This is a genomic window from Rhizobium sp. R635, assembly GCF_002211285.1.
Lineage (GTDB): Bacteria > Pseudomonadota > Alphaproteobacteria > Rhizobiales > Rhizobiaceae > Rhizobium.
In genome coordinates, this window is the sequence record NZ_LOKX01000001.1 from 236,706 (window position 1) to 256,905 (window position 20,200).

A 20,200-nucleotide genomic window follows, 5' to 3' on the forward strand; every position below is an offset into this window, starting at 1 on the left:
GAATTGCGTGGACAAAAGGTTAGATGCGGGGAGGAAGCATGCGGGATACGCGGATGAATAGGCCCCATGCGATCATCGTCATGGGAGTCAGCGGCTGCGGCAAATCCTCGGTCGGCGAGAAGCTCGCCCATGCCCTGAAATTGGTCTTTGTCGAAGGCGATGCGCTTCATCCCGCCGCCAATGTCGAGAAGATGTCGAAGGGCATTCCGCTGAGCGATGAAGACAGAATGCCCTGGCTCGACTTGATCGGCGAGCGAATGAAGGCTTCGTTCGAAAAGGGAGAAGGCATCATCGTCTCCTGTTCGGCGCTGAAGCGCATCTATCGAGACAGGCTGCGGACGGCTGCCGGCGGCAACCTCTTCTTCGTCTATCTCGAAGGCTCCAGGGCGCTGCTGACGAAACGCATGGGCGAGCGCAAGGGGCATTTCATGCCGGTTTCGCTGCTCGAAAGTCAGCTGGCGACGCTCGAGGCGCCGATGGGCGAACCCGGTGTCGTCACCGTCGACATAGACGACACGATCGAAGGCATCACGGCGACGGCCCTCAGGGACCTCGCCGGTCTCGGCGTCACGGCTTGAAACGCTGCGGCGAATAGGCCGCGATATCGATGAACGGCGTCTCGCCGGTGATGGCTTCGGCAAGCACGCGGCCCGTCACCGGCCCGAGAGTCAGCCCGTGATGGGCGTGGCCGAAGGCAAACCACAGGCCTTGATGGCGCGGCGCCTTGCCGATGATCGGCATCATATCGGGCGTGCAGGGGCGTGAGCCCATCCAGGGTTCGGGATCGAGCCTTTCGCCGAGCGGGAAGATGGTGCGGGCCACGGCTTCGGCCCGGTCGAGCTGAACCGGCGTCTTCGGCGCATCCAGCGTTGCGAACTCCGCTCCCGTCGTCAGGCGGATGCCACGGCTCATCGGCGCGAGGAAATAGCCGCGCTCGGCATCGAGCGTCCAGTTGTTGAGCACGGCATTGCCCTCGACGCCATAATGCATGTGGTAGCCGCGCTTGACGCCGAGCGGAAAGGAATAGCCGAGCCGGCGTGTTGCGACGGCCGCCCACGGGCCGAGCGCGATCACCGCATCATCGGCTTCGAGCGAACCTTCCCCAGTCATGATCTTCCATCCCGAGCCGAACTGGCCGAGAGAGGCGGCATCGCCTGCGAGGAACCTTCCGCCGAGGCTTTCGAAATAGCGGCGATAGGCCGATGTCAGCGCATGCGGGTCGAGCACCGACCACGGGTCGCGCCAGCGAAGGCCGCCGACGAAATCGCCGCTGATATCCGGTTCCATGCGGGCGATATCGGCCGCAGTCAGGCGGTCATATTCCACGCCGAACTCGTTCCGCCAGAGTGCCGCCTCCTCAAAGGCCTCGTCGCGCCTGGCCTCCGTCCGGAAAATCTTCATCCAGCCGTCCTTGCGGATCAGCTCTTCAGCCTGCGAGGCCTCGATCAGGTCCTTGTGTTCGGCAATCGAATTCTCGATCAGCGGCGCATAGGCCCGGGTGATGGCTGCGTGGCGCCGCGCATTGGAGTTCCACCAGTAGCGGGCAAGGAAGGCGATCTGGCTCGGCAAGGTGCGCAGATGATAATGCGCGTCGATCCGATTATTCACAGCATAGCGCAGCAGGAGACCGAGCTGCTGGGGAAAACCGTAGGGCACGACGCCTTCGCGCTGGATCAGCCCGGCATTGCCGAAGGAGGTTTCCCGGCCCGGATCCTTGCGGTCGATCAGCGTCACCTGCCGGCCGCGCCGCTGAAGATGGATGGCCGTGGAAACCCCGACGATGCCGGCGCCGAGCACGATTGCGTTCTTCGTCATTTCCCCTGAATTCCGCTTTGTTATCAGGTGAAAATGCCTCTGCCGTCACCGGTGCGCAAACGAAAAATCGCATTCATTTCAAAATCATTGCGCTTTTGAGTGCGGCATTTTCGGCCTTCATCCTGATATGGAGGACGAAGGCGTTGAGAAGCGAAAAGACCACCGCGTAAAGCGGCAGGCCGAAGGCAAGCGGAAGGGCGGCGATCTCGCTGACGACGATCATGTAGTTGGGATGCCGGAGAAAGCGGTATGGCCCCGATCTCACCAGCGGCGCGCCCGGCAGGACGATGATGCGCGTCGTCCAGCGGCCTTTCAGCGTCGCCAGAACCCAGAGCCTGAGCGCCTGCAGCCCCATGAAGATCAGAAACCAGAGGAGCTCGACCGGCCTGCCCGGTGCAAGCAACCAGAGACCGATGATCCAGCCCGCATGCAGCGCCACCATGAGGGGGTAGTGCTGCGGCGCCACCTCCCTGGCGCCTCTTGCGAGAAGGGCGGCGGTGTTGCGCTGGGCGAGCACGAGCTCTCCCAGCCGCTGCAGCGTCACGAAGGTCAGGAGCGCGATCGACGGCCACATCATGCCGTCCTCCGAAGCGTCACGCAGCTCGCCGAAAAGCCCGGTCCCATGGCAATCATCGCCGCGCGCTCCGGCAACCCGGCGTGGATTGCCCGCTCGAGCACGAACAGCACGGTCGGCGAGGACATGTTGCCATACTCGGCAAGCACGGCGCGTTCGTGATCCAGCGAGCCGGGCGTCACCGAAAGCGCACTCTCCATCGCGGCCAGCACCTTCATGCCGCCGGGATGACAGATGAAGCGGCCGATATCCTCCCGCTTCAGCCCGTTTCGCGCCAGAATGCCATCCACTGCTGGGCCGAGCTCTTTTTCGGCGAAAGGCGGCAGCGATTGCGCCAGCACGATGCCGAAGCCGCCGTCGTCGATCTTCCAGCCCATGATATCGAGCGTATCGGGAAAGAGATGCTCGCCGGTCGATTCCACCTCCGCCAGCCCATTTTCGCCCGAGCGCAGCACGCAGGCGGCAGCACCATCCCCGAAAAGCGCCGTCGCGATGATGTTCGGCCGCGTCAGCTCGTCCAGCCGGAAGGCAAGCGTGCAGAGTTCGACCGAGACGAAAAGCACGACAGCGCCCGGACGGCTGCGTGCCAGCCGCGAGGCGATCGCAAAACCTGAGACGCCGGCGGCGCAGCCGAGCCCGAAGACCGGCACGCGCTCGATATCGGCCCTGAAGCCCACGCGGCGGGCAAGCTGCGCATCGAGGCTCGGCGTCGTAAAGCCGGTGGAAGAAACCGTGACGACGCAATCGACATCGCTGGCCTCAAGCCCTGCCTGAAGAAGCGCCGAGGTGGCGGTCTTGACGAAGAGCGCACCCGCCACCTCCGCATAGGCCTCCATTCGATCCTGCCAACCATGCCGCTCGTCGAACCAGGAAAGCGGCCGTGCCGCATGGCGCTTGTCGATGCCGGCGCTGTCGAAAACGCGGGCAAGATGGCGGAAATCCTCGAAACGATCGCCAAAAAGCCGAGCCGAAGCTTCGGCCGCCTGCTTCTGGGAAATGACATGTTCGGGCGCGGCGACGGCGAGGCTGACGAGTTTTACGCTATTGGTCACGGAATTCTCCTTGTCGTTCCCGGCGCAACGACTGAGAAAACACGCGGTTCCGATGATTTATTCGGCGGTGATCGCTTCACGAAGCAGTGATGAAGAAAATGGGAGACGCTGCCGAATAAATATCGAGGCAGCCGTGTTCTCTCCTCGCAACGTCACTTTCGAGGAGTTTTCCCATGACGACCACGACAATTCGCGCCGCTTCCATCCTTCTCGGCGGCTGCCTCGCCGCTGCCTCGTTCTCCGCCCCGGTCTTTGCGATCGGCGATGACAACAGCACGATGCCGACCTGCAAGAAGGGCGAGATCTACGACCAGAAGACCAAGAAATGCGTCAAGCAGCAGAGCGCCAATGTGTCGGACGAAAACCGCACCGACTATGCCTATTCGCTTGCCAAGGCCGGCCGCTATGAAGAGGCGCTTGCCATGCTCGACACGGTCAAGGACCAGAACACGGCCGAGGTGCTGAATTATCGCGGTTATGCCACCCGCAAGCTCGGCCGCACCGATGAAGGCATCTCCTACTATCTGCAATCGGTGAAGATGGACCCGCAATATGCCAAGGTCCGCGAATATCTCGGCGAAGCCTATGTCATCAAGGGCCGGCTCGATCTCGCCAGGGATCAGTTGAACACGATCAAGACGATCTGCGGCACGACTTGCGAGGAATATCAGGACCTGAACGCCGCGATCCTCGACCCGTCGAAGATCTGATCGGCAGGCCAGGGCAGGAGAGGAGAGGGATCCGAATGTCGGTCGCGCGCCCCATATTTCCTGCCTATAGTCGCACGAGAGTGGAATCGCCGGTTCATCGGGCGGTTCCGAAAGATGCAAGATCGGCGGAGGCGGCCATCGCGAGCGAAGCGGACATCAGGAGCGGCCTGACGGAAAATCTGGCTAGGCTCTGGCGTTATGGTCTCGTTCTCTCGCATCAGCGGGATGTGGCCGACGACTTGGTGCAGGCGACCTGCCTTCGCGCGCTGGAGCGCGCCGAGCAATTCATTCCCGGCACGCGGCTCGACCGTTGGCTGTTTTCGATCCTGCATTCCATCTGGCTGAACGAGATCCGCTCGCGCCGGGTGCGCCAGGGCCAGGGTTTCGTCGATGCCGGGGAGACGCTGACCTTCGACGGTGCGCACGACACCGAAACGCATGTGATGGCCGGGCAGGTGCTGAAGCAGGTGAGCGCGCTGCCCGAGGCGCAAAGGACGGTGGTCTTCCTCGCCTATGTGGAAGGACTTTCCTATCGCGAGGTAGCAGGCATACTGGATATTCCGATCGGAACCGTGATGAGCCGGCTGGCTGCTGCCCGCGCCAAGCTCTCCGGCGCCGGAGCGGAAGGGGGACGGCCATGAACACGAAACACACCATTCCCTCCGACGAGGACCTCACCGCCTATATCGACGGCGAATTGCCGGCCGACGAGGCCGCGCGCATCGAAACCATGGTGAATGAAGACGAGGCCGTCGCCGAGCGGCTGGAATTCCTGGCGCGCGCCAGCCTGCCCTTCAAGCAGGCTTTCACCCCGCTTCTCGCCGAAGCCCCGCGCGAAAAACTGCAGGCGATGCTCGCCGCGATTCCCGCGCGCGAGAGTGAAAAATCCGCTTCCACGCCCGCTCCCCCAATCGTCACTCGCCGCCGCTTGCTCGGCGCGCTCGCCGCCTCGCTCGTGGCCGGCATCGCCATCGACCGCGCCGTCATCGGCATCGGACGGAACTTTTCGGCAAAGGACGAAAACAGCGAATGGCGCGCCGTCGTAGCCGAGTATATTTCCCTCTACACCCCGGAAACGCTCGCCGGCCCCGTCCCTGCCAGAGAGGACCAGACCGCCCAGCTCGCCAGCCTTGACGAAAAACTCGGCCTGTCGCTCTCCCCCGAAGCCGTCTCGCTCCCGGGCATCGATTTCAAACGCGCCCTGCTGCTGCAATATGACGGCAAACCGCTCGCCCAGATCGCCTATCTCGATCCCGAAACCGGGCCGATGGCGCTCTGCATCGTCAGGTCAGACGCGGGGCCGAAGGCGCCGGACGTCGAAAGCCGCAAGGGTATGAATGTCGTCTACTGGTCGAATGGCACGCACGCCTTCATGCTGATCGGGCATGCGCCGGCGGACAGGATGACGGCGATTGCGGATGAGATGCGGGGGAGGGTGGCGGTGTGAGTTTTGATCGCCAGAAGCACCTGGACATAGGTATCCTGTTGGCGTAGCGCTCGTAATCGGCTAACGGCGTCGTGAAAAGCGCGGCGAACAACGGATACCGAATCCCGGATGAGAGTCCTTCATTTCTTCAAGACCTACTGGCCCGATACTTTCGGCGGCGTGGAACGAACAATTCATGCCATTGCCAAGGGCACGCAAAAACATGGTATTTGCTCCGAGGTTCTTTCCCTGAGCCCGTCTCCCGATACGAATACGATGTTGTTCGACGGTCATATGGCTTACAAGGCAAAGCTTGATTTCGAGTTCGCCTCGACCGGTTTCTCCCGCGATGTTTTCCGTCACTTCCGAAAGCTGAGCAAAGAGGCGGATATCATTCACTTCCACTTTCCCTGGCCGTTGATGGACATTGTCGACCTTGCAACCCGCCACGGCAAGCCGGCCATCGTGACCTACCATTCCGACATCGTGAAGCAGAAGACGCTTCTCAAGTTCTACCGGCCGCTTATGTCTCGTTTTTTAAGAGGCATGGATCGCATCGTCGCGACCTCTCCAAACTACCTTCAGTCCAGCGAGGTCCTACGAGCTTTCAGTTCCAAGACCAGCGTCATTCCACTCGGATTGAGCGAGGGTGACTATCCTGTCGTGGCGGAAGAAACCAAGGCCCGGTGGCGCAGCCGGCTTCCGAAGCGGTTCTTTCTCTTCATCGGCGTGTTGCGCTATTATAAGGGCGTGCACGTCCTGCTGGAAGCGGCCCGGCAAACGGGTTTCGACGTCGTTCTAATTGGTAGTGGACCGACTGAGGATGAATTGAAAAGAACGGTTCACCAGCAGAATCTGTCCAATGTTCATTTTCTCGGAGGCTTGCCGGATGCCGACAAGGTTGCGATTCTGGATCTCAGCCTGGGTCTAGTATTCCCTTCGCACCTGCGCTCCGAGGCGTTCGGTCTGTCGCTTGTCGAGGCTGCCATGCGCGGCAAGCCGATGATTTCATGCGAAATCGGTACGGGGACCAGCTTCGTCAACCTGGATGGAGAAACCGGATTGGTCATTCCGCCGAATGATACGACTGCTTTGTCACAGGCCATGGCAAGGCTCTGGAACGATGATCCGTTGGCGATCTCCTATGGGGTCAATGCCCGGCAGCGCTATGAGGTCAATTTCACCGCCGAACGGATGGCGCAATCCTATGCGGAACTCTATCGGAACGTGGCCGGTTCCCGCTGAGCACTATCTTTTGCTTTCATGTCAGGTGGTCGGCGGCGAGTCCTTGTGGTGGGAAGTCGACCAGAATGGATATGAATAAAGGCATAATTCGCTTGCAAAAGCACAACCCCTAAACTAATCGAACACAGAAATGCACGACCGCAGATGTTGGACGGCGGTCGCTGGACCGTATTGTCGCTCGCACAACATGATGTTGAAGACCTATGGAGCACGAATCGTGGAATGCATGGCTCTGTCGGTCATTCTGATGCAGCGAACAGAATTGGGTTTTGATCGATGAGCAGCAGAACGCCGGTTGCCATCTTCACCTACAATCGAGCCGAGCATACCGAGCGCGCGCTTGACGCCTTGTGCAGGGCGAGACGGATAGAGGATTGCGACTTTTATTTTTATTCTGACGGTCCCAAAACGGAAGCCGCTCAGGCAGGTGTCGAGGCGACACGCGAAGTTCTGCGCCGCTGGGCGCCAAGGCTGAACGCAACCGTTGTCGAGCGGCCCGGCAATCTTGGCCTCGCAAAATCTATCTTCACGGGCGTGAGCGATCTTTGCGATCGATATGGACGCGTTGTCGTCGTTGAGGACGATCTCGTCGTCAGCCCTGATTTTCTTTATTTTATGATCGACTCTCTCGATCGATACGAGAATGAGACGAGCGTGATGCAAGTCGGCGGCTTGACGCTGAGCCCGCCGTCCGACGTGGAAGCCGACGCTTTCATGCTGCCGGTCACGACGACATGGGGCTGGGCCACCTGGAAGCGCGCGTGGCAGCATTTTTCCTGGGTGCCTGAGGACCTTGAGGAGGCCAGGCGAGACAACGCGTGGCGGCAATTATTCGATCTCAACGGAACATGTATGTTTTCAGCAATGCTGGAAGACCGCATCGCCGGACGCAATGATTCCTGGGGTATCCTGTGGTGGTACGCTGTGTCGCGCCGGCGCGGCCTAGTTCTTTATCCGCGCCGCAGCCTTGTCTGGAATGGCGGTTTCGACGGATCCGGCGTCCATTGCGGCGATGATGATTTTCTTGGTCAGGGAGAGGTGACGGATTACGTGACGCCTGTGCTTCCATCTGCAGTGTCGTTTCCTTCCGGCGTCACCTACGATGCTAGGCATCTCTCGCAACTGGAAGACTTCTTCCGCTCGATGCAGGCGGATACGGCGCTGCGGACGCATAAGGCGGGTGAGGGGCTCAAGCTCAAAGCTTTTGCACGGGGACTCAAGTCAAGGCTGCTTCATGCATTTGGGTGACCGTGTAAAACGTCGGTTCTTTTCGTGGTTCGCCCGGCAGCTAGATGAGGTTCATGGACGCAGGGCAAGGCTGAAGAGCTGTACACTTGGCAGCGGCTCACAACTCGGCGAAGAGGCTGAAATCGGAAATTTCGCCGGCGGTCCGGAGCGTATCGCAATAGGCGATCATTCCTTCGTAAGGGGTAGACTTCAGACATATGGTCATGGTGGTCAGGTTACCATCGGGGACTGGTGCTATGTGGGCATTCGCAGCGAGATATGGTCGATGGAATCGATTACGATCGGTAATCGCGTGTTGATTGCTCACGACGTCAATATCCATGACGGAACCGCTCATTCGGCAAATGCGACTGAGCGGCATCAGCATTTCAGGGACATTATTCAGAAAGGCCATCCGGCAGCGAAGGAGGATCTTCCGGGCATCGTCTCCGCTCCTATTGTTATTGAGGACGATGTTTGGATCAGCTTCGGCGTGACTATTCTGAAAGGAGTTCGTATAGGAGCGGGCAGCGTAATTTCGGCCGGCGCAATCGTAACGCATGACGTCCCGCCTGGAGTGGTTTATAGATGCAAAATATCGCCAGAAATATCTCCACTCGATTAGCCGGGTTTGTCTATCGCCAGATGCGTAAGGCGCATGCGAATGCAAATTCAACCGTTGGCTACTCAGTAAATGCCAATGGCGCCTTGCTGGCCGGATGTGTCATTGACTGCAGATCCGGCAAGTCCGACGGACGGGTATTCTTTGGCAAGGATTCCGTTCTCTCTTGCAGGATTGTTCTCGAGCGTGATGTTGGCACGGTGCACATTGGGAATGACAGCTATGTAGGAGGTTCTCAAATCATTTGCGCCGACCACATCGAGATTGGAAACAATGTCCTTATCTCCTGGGGCTGCACAATTGTCGATCACGATTCACATTCCGTCGATTGGCGCAACCGTGCCGAGGATGTTCGTAGGTGGCGCGAAGGGCTTTTGTCGGGAGGCCTTGAAAAGGCGAGCGAATCCAAGGACTGGGCGGTTGTCGAGAAGGCTCCGATAAAAATTGGAGATAAGACTTGGCTCGGTATGAATGTAACCGTGTTGAAAGGAATAACGATTGGAGAAGGGGCGGTCGTCGCCGCTGGATCTGTCGTCACAAAGGATGTTGACCCGTGGACTCTGGTTGCCGGAAATCCCGCGCGGGTGATCAAGGAATTGCCGAAATCATGATGAGTATGAGTTGGGAAGAAGCTGTCCAGTGGTTGCGCAATCAGCCTGATCAACAATTTCTCGTGCGTGCGTGTTATTTTGACGATCCGTTGGAAGACGCCGCACTACGGTTTTGGCAGAGTGCTGAATGGAAAGCTATTGCGGCGCTGTTGCCGCGGCCTGACGGCAAGGCGTTGGATCTTGGCGCAGGGCGCGGTATCAGCAGTTATGCGCTTGCCCGCGATGGCTGGGAGGTGACTGCTCTGGAACCGGATCCGAGCGACCTAGTAGGAGCCGGCGCTATTCACTCATTGGCGCGCGCAAGTGGCCTAAACTTTAATGTAGTGAGCGAATTTTCCGAGCAATTGCCTTTTGCCGACAACACATTTGATGTCGTCAATTGCCGTCAGGTCCTTCATCATGCGCGAGACCTGCCGCAGACTTGCCGTGAGATTTTCCGTGTTCTGAAGCCCGGCGGTGTCATGGTGGCGACTCGCGAGCACGTGCTGAGCAAGAAAGACGATCTCCAGGCATTTCTGAATGCTCATTCGCTTCATAAATTCTACGGCGGGGAAAATGCTTTCCTTCTGGACGAATATACATCGGCGATAAAAAATGCCGGTCTGCATCTCGACAAAGTTATGGCGCCGCTCGATTCGCCGATCAACTATTTCCCAATGACGCCTGAGCAATGTTTCGTTCATTGCACTCGCCCGGTTGCAGATATTGTTGGGAGACCGTTGACGAACATGCTGTTCAGCCAGGGCCACGTGCTCGGCAGGGCGCTGATGAAGATGCTGGTTTCCGCCATCAACGGCCGGGACAATACGCCGGGGCGACTTTATTCCTTCGTCGCAATCAAGGCAGAAATCAATGGAAAGCGTTGATGCTGCAGAATAGCTTCGATAGCCGGCCAGCCAAGGTCATCCGTAGGTACGAAGCCCAAGGCGAAGCGTTGGGGCCTGTTCGGTCACTCCTGCTCGCAAGCCGTGAACTCTACTGGTCGCGCCATATTCTCTGGCATCTTTTCGTGCGCGATTTTGTCGCCGGTTTTCGACAGAAGCTGCTTGGCTATCTCTGGATCGTTCTCGTGCCTCTGCTCGGTATCGCCAGCTTCGTTTTCATGCAATTGACCGGTATCCTCAATCCGGGCGACACGGCATTTCCCTATCCGATCTATGTTTTCGTCGGCACGACAATCTGGGGTGTTTTCGTCAACGCTCTGATGGTGGTTGCAAATGGTTTGATCAGCAATAGCGATCTGGTAATGAGGACCAACATTCCGAAGATCGGGCTGGCAATTACGGGCTTGGCGTCGCTCTTCTATAACCTTTTGGTCAATCTCTTCGTCCTGGCGCTTCTCATGGCCGTGTTCGGCCGTATGCCATCGGCGTGGGCTCTACTTTATCCTCTGGCCGTTTTGCCGATCATCATGCTGGGTGTTGGAATAGGACTGATGCTTTCGGTCATCGGTGCGGTTGCGCGTGATGTAACCGGTATGTTCAGTACCCTGATCAATCTTGTGATGTATGTCACTCCGGTCGTCTATACCGCTGATTTCCAAAATCTGACGCTGCAACGGATCGTCCGCTGGAATCCGCTCACCTATCTCGTCGACACTCCGCGAAGCCTGTTTGTACTCGGCACCGTTCCGGACGCCTGGGGGTATGTATTTTCGACTGTTTTTTCAATTCTGGTGCTTTGGCTCGGTGTGCATGCCTTTTACCTCATTAAAGACAAAGTAGCAGAACGACTATGAGTGCTGATGAATGGGCCATTCGGGCTGAGGGTGTTTCCAAGAAGTTCGGCCTTACCCTGCGTCAATCCATGAAATACGGAATGAGGGACGTCGGTCGAAAGCTTGTCGGCCGATCCAGCACGACCGACGTACTGCGCGAAGGCGAATTCTGGGCCGTGAATGACGTCGGTTTTGAATTGCATCGCGGCGAAGCGCTCGGGATCATGGGTGTCAATGGCTGCGGCAAGACCACGCTCCTGCGGATACTGAATGGCGTCTACGCGCCGGATAAGGGTCGTGTCGAGGTAAGGGGCCGTGTGGGCGCCTTGATCGCGGCGGGCGCAGGCTTTGCTCCGATGCTGACCGGCCGTGAGAATGTTTACGTGAACGGCGCACTGCTTGGCTTGTCAACCAAAGAGATTGACGGGTTGATGGACGAGATCATTGCTTTTTCGGAGCTTGGCGAGTTCATCGATCTTCCGGTCAAGAATTACTCCAGCGGGATGTTCGTGCGTCTCGGTTTTGCCATTGCGGCGATGAGCCGCCCCGATATCCTGCTGATGGATGAAGTTCTTGCGGTCGGCGACCTTAATTTCCAGAAGAAGTGCTATGACCATATCCTGCAATTGAAGCGGAATGGGACTGCCATCATCCTCGTTTCACATGCTCCGGGCGCTATTTGGGCTGTGTGCGACCGCGGTCTCTTCCTGGATCGGGGAAAAGTTCATGTCGATGGGCCAATCGAGGACGTCATTCGCGCCTATGACGATCAGAATTCGAAGAACGCACGTAAATCGGACATTCAGTTCTCGCAGGCGGAAGCCCATGCACAGCAGGCCGGAGAACTGCAAGCCGCTGCAGGTCCTCTGGGCCAATCTGAAAAGAGACCTGGAACGGGAGATGTGATCTGCACCGATTTTCGGGTGCTTTCAGTCAATGGTGACGGACAAGTTTCGGAACTGGAATTTCGCCAGCCCTTCATAATAGAGGTCGATGTCACTGTAATCCGCCCCGTCGAAAATTTTATTTTACGTGTTGTTCTGGATGCTGTGCATTATAGAAGTATTGTGACGCTGGATAATTATGAGCAGGGATCACCGATCCCCCTGCTGCAACCCGGAAAGTATACCTTCAAGATCGAGGTTCCTAACCAGAATTTCCGTCCGGGCGCCTATGCGTTCAATGTTTCGGTCGTCAGCAAACATGTCGGTACGCATCTCTTCCTCTGGTGGAAATGCGCGCATTTGGTTGTGCTGAGTCCTCGAGATCAGTTTCTTTATTCCGAGCCGAACGCTGTCATGCATTTTGACGCTGAGTTCACGCACAGTGCTCTGGATGGCGATAAATAAGTGTTGGAAAGAAGGCTACTCATCAAGCGAGCGTCAATGTTCCGTATCTTCGGATAAAAATGCTCCTCGTGATTGTTGATGGGGATGACGGGCGTCGATCTGCAGGGGGCTGAGTTGATGTATACCTTTGATCTGAGCGATATACGGTGCGTAGCCTGCAACAATGACATTGTGCCGGCGGGTGACGGTCAATGCAATATTTTTGCATGTGCCGACTGCGCTCGTAACTATCAAAAAGTGCTCGGCGTGCCTTTCTTTGGCGACTATGAAGAAGAAGATCTTCTTGGGTTGATCGAAATCGCCGCCAATGTTGGAAATCGTGACAGGTTCGGGATAACGCCAAGTGTTGTAGAAGAATGGGAAGCTTTGTTGCTTGCCTATGATCGAGCGACAGACAAAGATGCCTTTCTTAAAAAGGTCCCGCCGGAGAAAGCATCGGTTTTTTTGAATCGGTACGGGGAGTGGTCCGAGGTCAGCCATCTGACCCGGGACATATCCCTTGCCGGATTGAAGGTCCTTGATGTGGGAGCGGGGCTAGGTTTCGACAGCCATCGTCTTTCTTTGCTGGGCGCCGATGTAACGGCGTTGGAGTTTTCTCCGCTTCTTGCCGAATCAGGGCTGAAGAATTTTCCCCATATCCGCTGGGTCGGGGGGTTCTCCCATTGTCTACCTTTTAAGAATGCAAGTTTTGATGCCGTATTTTGTAACGCCGCCTTACATCATATGCGGAATGTGCCTGCGGCAATCTTCGAGATGTTGCGTGTTTTGCGGCCGAATGGTGTTCTAATCACGACCTGCGATTCGTTCCGGCCAAGTGAAACGGGCGATGATCTGGAGCTTGAGATATTCGATAAGGATCCCGCCGTCCTGCTGGGCGTTAATGAAGGCATTCCGCGATTTTCCGATTTCATATCTACGCTCGAGCGACAGTCGGAGATTCTGGACGTTGAGGTTTTGACCCATATTCTCTATGACGCGCCGGATATCGGCACGATCACTCATCTAAAGCAATGGAATCTCAGGAAAGATGGGCCGATGCTCGCGAAGCGCAGCGGGTCCATCGCAATGAGAGTGCGACTCAAGGACGTTTGGCCGGAACCCGCGCGGCTACAGACAAACGGAGTGTTGTCTGCACAGGAATACGTATCGTGGATGAGTTCCGCGTCGAACGCAGTCAGTAAGCTCGCGCCGATGATGCCTCGGAAATACGTTGATCTGCCATTTCCAGGAGATCAGGGGAGTAAGTTTGAGCTGCTGAACGGCTGGCGGCGACCGCAAAAGTATCAGCATGCCCGCACCGCATATCGGCGTGGGCGCTGGTTCATGCGGCGCCCTTCTGAGCACTCCATTGTTGCTTTTGATCTGTCGTTACCTCTTGGTGGTTCTTCAGGAGTTGAAGCTGTCAAGGTCATGCTGAACGGCGCTGCCGTCGGAACCTATCCGGTCAGCAGCAAGAACTGGGTGTCGGCACAGGTGGATATAGCCACGGTTCCTTCTGGAGACGTACTCAGTATCGAGTTGGAGGCGATAGGCGGAGGAACAGCCGTAGAGGAGGCTGCTTTTGTTGTTCGCAACCGCCGGCTTGTTTCGGGGACTTCCGAATTTGACGCCGGGGTTGGAAGCAGAAATTTTCAAAATTCGACTGTCTATGCGGTTGTTCCAGTTTTTAATCGTCTTCATTTTACTCACGAGTGCATCAGATATCTCAAAGAACAAACCTATGGTCCGCTCCAGATCATCATAGCCGACGGCGGTTCTACGGACGGGACGCAGGAGATCATCCGTTCGGAATTTCCCGATGTCACGGTCCTCACCCCCTCGGACGCCGAGCTTTGGTGGAGCGGTTCGGTAGCCATGGGTGTCGACTATGTCTTGCGTCACAGCGGCAGTATCGACGACTATGTACTTATGATGAATAACGATACGCAATTTCCGCCCGACTATGTGGAGAAATTGGTTGAGACATCTGAGTTCCATGATGCGGCAGTTGGGGGATTGATTGTCGACAGTCGTGACGCGACACGTGTCCTTGATGCTGGCGAATATATCGATTGGGCGACCTATACGTTTTCCGTAAGGCATTCCATTAATGATGGTGAGCGTTTCTGCGATGACGTTGACGTGCTGCCTGGTCGCGGAAGCCTGATACCTTTGCGTATGATACGCGCTGTCGGAAATATTGACGCAGATATGCTGCCGCATTATCTCGCCGACTATGAATTCTTCTGCCGGCTTAAAGAACAGGGGTTCCGGTTAGGGGTCACCTACGAAACACAGATTCTGGCTCATATAGAAGAAACCGGGATCGTACCGACAAATGGAAGTTCCAGTTTTAGAGCAATCTGGCACGAAGTATTTTCACGTCGCTCAATGAGTAATTTCGGGGATCACTGGCGTTTCGTCGCGCGGCATGCACCAGATGAATATCGCAACCGTATTCGATTTCGTTTGGTTAAACGGGTCGTCGCCGATTTCACCTTGAGGACGCCGGCGAGGTGGTTCTTTTTCCCCCTCTACGTTCTCCTGACGTTGCCTTGGAAAATATTGGCTGTTGTTAAGGGCCAGAAAAGAACCTTTTCTCGGTTCGCCGCAGCCATCCGCAGGGATGGAGCGGACGTCGTTTGCCAACCTAAGCTTATTCCGGGCATCATTCGGTTGCCGGTCTACCTCGCGATGGCACCAGGGCCTCTCAAACGTGAACACATAGAAGAGCAGGGGTTGATTGCCGACGAGCTTCTGCAAAGAGGTATTTTGCGTCACACTCGTTGTCATGAATGGTATGCGTTGAACACCATAAATTTTGGCGGCGAAGCTGCAAACACGGAATTGGGGCAGCTCCGCAGGAGGGCGTGGAATCCCGTTACCAAGATCGGGCGCACGGTTTCTTGGTATTTGGCCACGCGCAAGACGAGGGTGGCCGAATGAGAGGCTCGTCCAGGCAGTTCCGTATTGGCATCGAACTTATCGACGATCCAGCCTGGATGGGCGGAATGCTCTATCTGCGGAATCTTGCAATCGGCTTGTCCCAATTGCCCGAGAGCGAACGTCCCACTGTGCGCTTGCTGGGCGCGGCTCACGTCATTGAGCGGTTCCTTGATGGGTATGAAGATCGGGCGATCTTCGAGGCCGATGCCGCGGGTCTCGTGTCGCGAATTCGGCGCCGATTAGGTTGGGCGCAGAAAAGCGCAGGTTCGGTTGACGTGGTCTATCCCGGTTTTGGTTCCGAGGTTCCGGGCGCGGTCACCGTGCGCTGGATCCCCGATTTTCAACATCGTTATCTGCCGCATCTATTTTCTGCCGAAGAGATTGCTGCACGTGATCGTTCAATCGGTGAGATCGCGGCAAAGCCAGGTGTTGTCGTGTTGAGCAGTGAGGTGGCGGCCGCCGATTTTCGAAAATTCTACCCGGGTCACACTGCCGTAGCCCGGGTGTGGCGGTTTCATTCCCGGCTCGATACCAGGCAGCCGGCGTCTCGTGCTACGGTCGATCGGTTTGAACTACCTGAAAAGTATCTCTATCTGCCAAATCAGTTCTGGGCTCACAAGAACCATATCACCGTTCTGCGAGCGTTGGCGCGTCTCAAACGGGATCGCAATCTGACAATCCCACTCGTTTGCACGGGTGCTCAGTCGGATCGACGCAATGAGGCTCATTTTATGGAATTGGTGGAATTCATCAAGGATGCGGGCTTGTCGGACCAGGTTCATCTCCTTGGATTGATCGAGCGCGAGGAGCAGACTGAAATTTTCCGCCATGCTGCTTCCGTCGTGCAGCCATCCTTATTCGAAGGATGGAGTACCGTCGTCGAAGATGTTCGTGCGGTAGGCCGGCCGATCTTTCTTTCAGATCTTCCTGTTCACAGGGAGCAGGCGCCGAGCCGCTGCTTTTATTTCGACCCACAGTCGGACGAAGAACTGGCGGGCTTGCTGGCGGAAAGGTGGGAGCAACTTCCACCTGGCCCAGACGCTGAGATGGAACGGAAATCGCGCGCGGAAATGCAAGGATTGCTGCTGAACTCCGCTCGGGAATTCTGCGATATAGCACGTCAGGCATGGAAAATGGGCAGAGCCGATGTCGACCCTTTGTGTTGAATTCCATGAAGACGACCAATGGCTTGGTGGTTCGATCTATATCGACAATCTGCTTGCCGCTTTGTCCGTGCTTCCTTCGGATCAACGCCCTGATGTTCGTCTTGCCTTCCTGTCGTCGTCGAAAACGGCGCTGGCGAAGCGGCTGTTGGCTCACTCGGCAGTCGAGCAGAACCAATCGGCAGCCGCATATTCGAATTCGGTTGCCAAATTGCGCCGGCTTCATCGCGCGTCCATTCGTCGGTGGCCGCGGATCGGCCGCTTTTTCCGGGCGCGCGGAGACGAGGTATATTTCCCAGTGTTCGATGTCACGCAACGCTGGAGGAGGAATCTCTACTGGATACCCGACTTTCAGCCGCTCTACTTCCCGGCGCTCTTCGAGGCGCGTGAACTGGGGATCAGAACGAAAAGCATGGCCGACATCGCCGGCTCGACCGGCCTATTGTTGCTCTCCAGCAACGCGGCTATGAACGATTTTCGAAGCTTCTACCCTGAAGCCACGGTGATGCCGCGCGTATGGTCGTTTTGCAGTAGCCTGGAGCCGGCGTCGCAAGACAGGCATCGGGAAGTTCTGCAGCGTTATGATTTGCCGCGGAAGTTTCTTTATATTGCCAATCATTTCTGGAAGCATAAGGATCACGAGACCGCATTCAGAGCGTTGAAGCTTTTGAGCGACCGTGGTGAGGACATATTTCTTGTATGCACCGGCCTCCAGGCGGACAGGCGCAATCCCGGCCATTTTGAATCGCTGGTTCAGGCTCTTGAAACATGGGGCCTTCAGGACAGGGTGCGGTTTCTAGGGGTTGTGCCGCGCGAGGATCAGCTCGAATTGTTCCGGATGGCTGCAGCAGTGCTCCAACCCTCACGATTCGAAGGTTGGAGCACTGTGATCGAAGATGCTAAGGCATTGGGGCGACCGATGATCGTATCCGATATTGCGGTTCATACGGAACAGGTCGAAGGGCTCGAGCATGCCCGCCTCTTCAAGACATCGGATGCAGAAGATCTCGCGGGCGCGATCTCCGACCTGTGGCCAACCTTGACGCCGGGGCCTCAGCTGGATCTGGAACAAGAGGCGGTCAAGCGAAGAAATTCCGTGCGCATCGAGGCGGCGCGCAAGTTTGTAGCGATAGTGGAGGAGGCGGTGGCCTTTTCCCGGACAGTCTGAAAGGAACGGAAGATATGTGCGGTATAAGTGGAGTGATTTCTCTTGCTCCTTTGACAGAGGTTGAAATCTCGAGCGTGCGCGAGATGAACAGGTTGCTCGAACATCGCGGACCTGATTCTGAAGGCATATTTTCTGCAGAACACGCGATGCTGGCGATGCGTCGTCTTTCGATCATCGATCTTGCCGGCGGCAAGCAGCCGCTCTTCAACGAGGCCGGCGACATTGTCATCATATGCAACGGTGAAATATACAATCATAACGAGTTGCGGGAAGACCTCCGGACACGAGGGCATCAATTCAGTTCGTTGAGCGATGTCGAGACCATCATTCATGCCTACGAAGAATATGGGATTGAATGTCTCGCCAAACTGCGCGGCATGTTTGCGTTCGCTCTTTGGGATGCGAAGAAGCATGTTCTTCTGCTGGCGCGGGATCGGATGGGCGAAAAGCCGCTCTACCTCCACCGGGATGGGGCAGGTCATTTGTGGTTCTCCAGTGAAGTTCGCAGCCTGACGACGGTGATGCCGAAACCGTTGAGGCTGTCGCCGGAGGCTTTCAATCTCTTTTTGACGTTTCAATATGTGCCCGAGCCTGCGTCGGTCTTGCAGGGTCTGGAGCAGCTGCCTGCAGGGCACTATATGCTGTTGAAGCCTGATGACTTGGAGGCGTTGCCGCAACCATATTGGGATACGTCGAAGGTTCACGAAGATTCGCGCGATCCCGTAGCCGTAACAGAAGATATATTGGACAATGCCTGCCGCCTGATGGGAACGGCGGATGTGCCTGTTGCAGTCGCCCTATCGGGGGGGATCGATTCCAGCCTCGTGGCGGCTTTGACCGCACGTCATTTTCCGGGTCAACTGCATGCCTTCACCATCGGTTACAAGGGGCGACCCGATACTGACGAGCGCGGTTTCGCGGCAACCCTGGCAAAGGAACTCGGCATAGGTTTCACCGAAGTGGAACTCGATACCGGCACAGTGATCGACTCCTTCCCGGAGTTGATGTTGGCCATGGATACGCCGATTGGCGATATAGCAGCCTTTGGCTACTACACCGTTGCCAAAGCCTCTCGGGAGGCGGGCTATCCTGTCTTGTTGTCCGGACTTGGGGGAGACGAATTCTTCTGGGGTTACGGGTGGGTGCGCGACGCCATGACGCGAAACGAGGCGCTGCTTGCCGGGACACCAATCAAATCGCCCTGGTGGAAGCGCCTGACCGGTAAGAAAGTCGCGCAGAAGCCCGATTTCTTCGGTGTTCATGCCGATTTACGCAACGGTGACATCTGGTCGCGCAAGCTTATGCCGGCGGGGGAACGAGACAGGCTGCCCGAACATCTATGGTTGGATGGCGCAAGTCTCGATCTGTCGCAGCCGCTTCATCTTGCCGTCTCCAATCTGCTGAACCGCACCTGGTTGCGGTCCAACTGTTTGGCGCTGATGGATCGGATGACGATGGCGCATTCGGTGGAAGGCCGCTTGCCTTTGCTGGATTCGGAATTGGTGGACCGCGTTACCGGGATGCGAAACGACGGATTGACAGACTGGCACAAGCCTCACAAGTGGCTTCTGGTGGAAGCGCTCCGCGATGTTTTACCCGCCGATGTTCTGGCGCGGAAGAAACAAGGCTTCACGCCGCCCGTTCGGGAATGGATGAGTGGAATTGTGAAACGCTTCCTGCCGCTTGTTTCGGATGGTGCGTTGGTGAGGCAGGGGTTGGTTGATGCGAACCGGTCCCGCACCGGTCTTGGCGAGTTCGATCTTCCATTCCTGTACAAGCTGGTGTTGCTCGAATGCTGGGTTCGTATCCATATCGAAAAGCAACCCATTGCTGAATTCACACGCGAATATGCGTAAATTGCGGGTTTTTATGCGAAATTACGCTATTTCTGGCGCCGTTTTCGGATCTCTCCTCCTTTCCGGCGGCCCGGTATTGGCGGGAGAGCACATCAATATTCGCGACACTATGATTCTTTCACATTTGGCGCAGCTTAACGAAGACGGCGTGTTGGTTCTCGGCGACAGTATAATCGAGGCATGGCTTGGCGAGCCATTTGGCCGTTGCCGGATGATAAATGCAGGTCTTGGCGGCGGGGGTATAAAGGATGTCTCTAATCTCGTGACCGCGATTTCTCGCAGTCCGAACTCCTCGAAATTGAAGGAAGTGATTGTTGCGATCGGCGTTAATGACGCGCGACGAGGTCAGGATTTGCCGGCCGACTATGTAGAAAGGTGGAAGACGGACTATGCTCGTCTAATAGATCAGTTGCAGAGCATGATTCCGGCGGTGACCGCATCGACGATTCTGCCGGTTGAACCCGGCATGCCGCTCGGCGCCGATTATTTCGATCCATCGCTTATCGATCAGCTAAATGATGCCATTCGCCAAGTGGTGGAAGAAAAGGCGGGTGTCAGGCTTCTTGATATGAACCAGGAAATTAAACGGATCGAGTGGCAGGGACACTATACCGTCGATGGTGTTCACCCCGCAGCCAAAACCTATCAGGTCATTGCGGAAAAGCTGCTTTCAGGCTTGTCGGGTTCTTGCGCTGCCGCAAACAAGTAGTGTAACGGACCTGTCAATGATGGAGAGTGGT

General features: G+C 56.7%; 19 protein-coding genes. 16 read left to right on the forward strand and 3 right to left on the reverse strand.

The genetic code is table 11. From position 1 onward, the window contains the following. Positions 1 to 38: 38 nt before the first annotated feature. Positions 39 to 578 carry a gluconokinase gene (locus ATY78_RS01105; protein WP_088680502.1) on the forward strand — a complete coding sequence of 180 codons (540 nt, stop codon included), beginning with the start codon at positions 39 to 41 and terminating at the stop codon, positions 576 to 578. Here ATY78_RS01105 and ATY78_RS01110 read toward each other — a convergent pair. From ATY78_RS01110 to ATY78_RS01120, 3 genes are all read right to left on the reverse strand, one after another. Continuing rightward, positions 568 to 1,815, reverse strand: a complete 1,248-nt coding sequence (locus ATY78_RS01110) for an FAD-binding oxidoreductase (protein ID WP_088680503.1) — start codon at positions 1,813 to 1,815, stop codon at positions 568 to 570. The genes ATY78_RS01105 and ATY78_RS01110 overlap by 11 nt on opposite strands. Positions 1,816 to 1,888: 73 nt before the next feature. After that, a complete protein-coding gene (locus ATY78_RS01115) occupies positions 1,889 to 2,392 on the reverse strand; it encodes an isoprenylcysteine carboxylmethyltransferase family protein (protein WP_088680504.1) in 504 nt (167 codons plus the stop codon). Continuing rightward, on the reverse strand, positions 2,389 to 3,441 hold the full coding sequence (locus ATY78_RS01120) for a type III polyketide synthase (protein ID WP_088680505.1): 1,053 nt from the start codon (positions 3,439 to 3,441) through the stop codon (positions 2,389 to 2,391). The genes ATY78_RS01115 and ATY78_RS01120 overlap by 4 nt, the downstream gene beginning before the upstream one ends. 173 nt (positions 3,442 to 3,614) lie before the next feature. Between ATY78_RS01120 and ATY78_RS01125 the strand changes: the two genes are divergently transcribed. The 15 genes from ATY78_RS01125 to ATY78_RS01195 all read left to right on the forward strand — a co-directional run bounded on the left by ATY78_RS01125 (position 3,615) and on the right by ATY78_RS01195 (position 20,169). After that, positions 3,615 to 4,151, forward strand: a complete 537-nt coding sequence (locus tag ATY78_RS01125) for a tetratricopeptide repeat protein (RefSeq protein ID WP_088680506.1) — start codon at positions 3,615 to 3,617, stop codon at positions 4,149 to 4,151. A 35-nt stretch (positions 4,152 to 4,186) separates the two neighbouring features. Beyond that, the gene (locus ATY78_RS01130; RefSeq protein WP_088680507.1) at positions 4,187 to 4,792 is read left to right on the forward strand and encodes an RNA polymerase sigma factor; all 606 of its coding nucleotides are present in this window, start codon (positions 4,187 to 4,189) and stop codon (positions 4,790 to 4,792) included. Then, positions 4,789 to 5,598, forward strand: a complete 810-nt coding sequence (locus ATY78_RS01135; RefSeq protein ID WP_088680508.1) for a Fis family transcriptional regulator — start codon at positions 4,789 to 4,791, stop codon at positions 5,596 to 5,598. The genes ATY78_RS01130 and ATY78_RS01135 overlap by 4 nt, the downstream gene beginning before the upstream one ends. Before the next feature lie 108 nt (positions 5,599 to 5,706). Continuing rightward, entirely contained in the window at positions 5,707 to 6,822 is a 1,116-nt protein-coding gene (locus ATY78_RS01140) for a glycosyltransferase family 4 protein (protein WP_088680509.1), read from the forward strand. A gap of 276 nt (positions 6,823 to 7,098) precedes the next feature. Next, positions 7,099 to 8,070: a glycosyltransferase gene (locus ATY78_RS01145; RefSeq protein ID WP_088680510.1), complete on the forward strand. Its 972-nt coding sequence runs from the start codon at positions 7,099 to 7,101 to the stop codon at positions 8,068 to 8,070. Further along, positions 8,057 to 8,674: an acyltransferase gene (locus tag ATY78_RS01150; protein WP_245313458.1), complete on the forward strand. Its 618-nt coding sequence runs from the start codon at positions 8,057 to 8,059 to the stop codon at positions 8,672 to 8,674. The genes ATY78_RS01145 and ATY78_RS01150 overlap by 14 nt, the downstream gene beginning before the upstream one ends. Continuing rightward, positions 8,638 to 9,282 carry an acyltransferase gene (locus ATY78_RS01155; RefSeq protein ID WP_088680511.1) on the forward strand — a complete coding sequence of 215 codons (645 nt, stop codon included), beginning with the start codon at positions 8,638 to 8,640 and terminating at the stop codon, positions 9,280 to 9,282. The genes ATY78_RS01150 and ATY78_RS01155 overlap by 37 nt, the downstream gene beginning before the upstream one ends. Next, positions 9,282 to 10,148: a class I SAM-dependent methyltransferase gene (locus ATY78_RS01160; protein ID WP_348626676.1), complete on the forward strand. Its 867-nt coding sequence runs from the start codon at positions 9,282 to 9,284 to the stop codon at positions 10,146 to 10,148. Before ATY78_RS01155 ends, ATY78_RS01160 begins: the two co-directional genes overlap by 1 nt. After that, a complete protein-coding gene (locus ATY78_RS01165) occupies positions 10,148 to 11,020 on the forward strand; it encodes an ABC transporter permease (protein ID WP_011424112.1) in 873 nt (290 codons plus the stop codon). Before ATY78_RS01160 ends, ATY78_RS01165 begins: the two co-directional genes overlap by 1 nt. Next, on the forward strand, positions 11,017 to 12,348 hold the full coding sequence (locus tag ATY78_RS01170) for an ABC transporter ATP-binding protein (protein ID WP_088680513.1): 1,332 nt from the start codon (positions 11,017 to 11,019) through the stop codon (positions 12,346 to 12,348). Before ATY78_RS01165 ends, ATY78_RS01170 begins: the two co-directional genes overlap by 4 nt. An 84-nt stretch (positions 12,349 to 12,432) precedes the next feature. Then, the gene (locus ATY78_RS01175) at positions 12,433 to 15,273 is read left to right on the forward strand and encodes a glycosyltransferase (RefSeq protein ID WP_245313459.1); all 2,841 of its coding nucleotides are present in this window, start codon (positions 12,433 to 12,435) and stop codon (positions 15,271 to 15,273) included. Beyond that, on the forward strand, positions 15,270 to 16,439 hold the full coding sequence (locus ATY78_RS01180) for a glycosyltransferase (RefSeq protein WP_088680514.1): 1,170 nt from the start codon (positions 15,270 to 15,272) through the stop codon (positions 16,437 to 16,439). Before ATY78_RS01175 ends, ATY78_RS01180 begins: the two co-directional genes overlap by 4 nt. Continuing rightward, positions 16,420 to 17,604, forward strand: coding sequence for a glycosyltransferase family 1 protein (locus tag ATY78_RS01185; RefSeq protein ID WP_088680515.1), 1,185 nt, complete (start codon positions 16,420 to 16,422; stop codon positions 17,602 to 17,604). Before ATY78_RS01180 ends, ATY78_RS01185 begins: the two co-directional genes overlap by 20 nt. A gap of 14 nt (positions 17,605 to 17,618) precedes the next feature. Then, positions 17,619 to 19,460, forward strand: a complete 1,842-nt coding sequence (asnB, locus tag ATY78_RS01190) for an asparagine synthase (glutamine-hydrolyzing) (RefSeq protein WP_088680516.1) — start codon at positions 17,619 to 17,621, stop codon at positions 19,458 to 19,460. Then, positions 19,432 to 20,169, forward strand: coding sequence for an SGNH/GDSL hydrolase family protein (locus ATY78_RS01195; RefSeq protein WP_141105608.1), 738 nt, complete (start codon positions 19,432 to 19,434; stop codon positions 20,167 to 20,169). Before asnB ends, ATY78_RS01195 begins: the two co-directional genes overlap by 29 nt. The last annotated feature ends 31 nt before the right edge of the window (positions 20,170 to 20,200 follow it).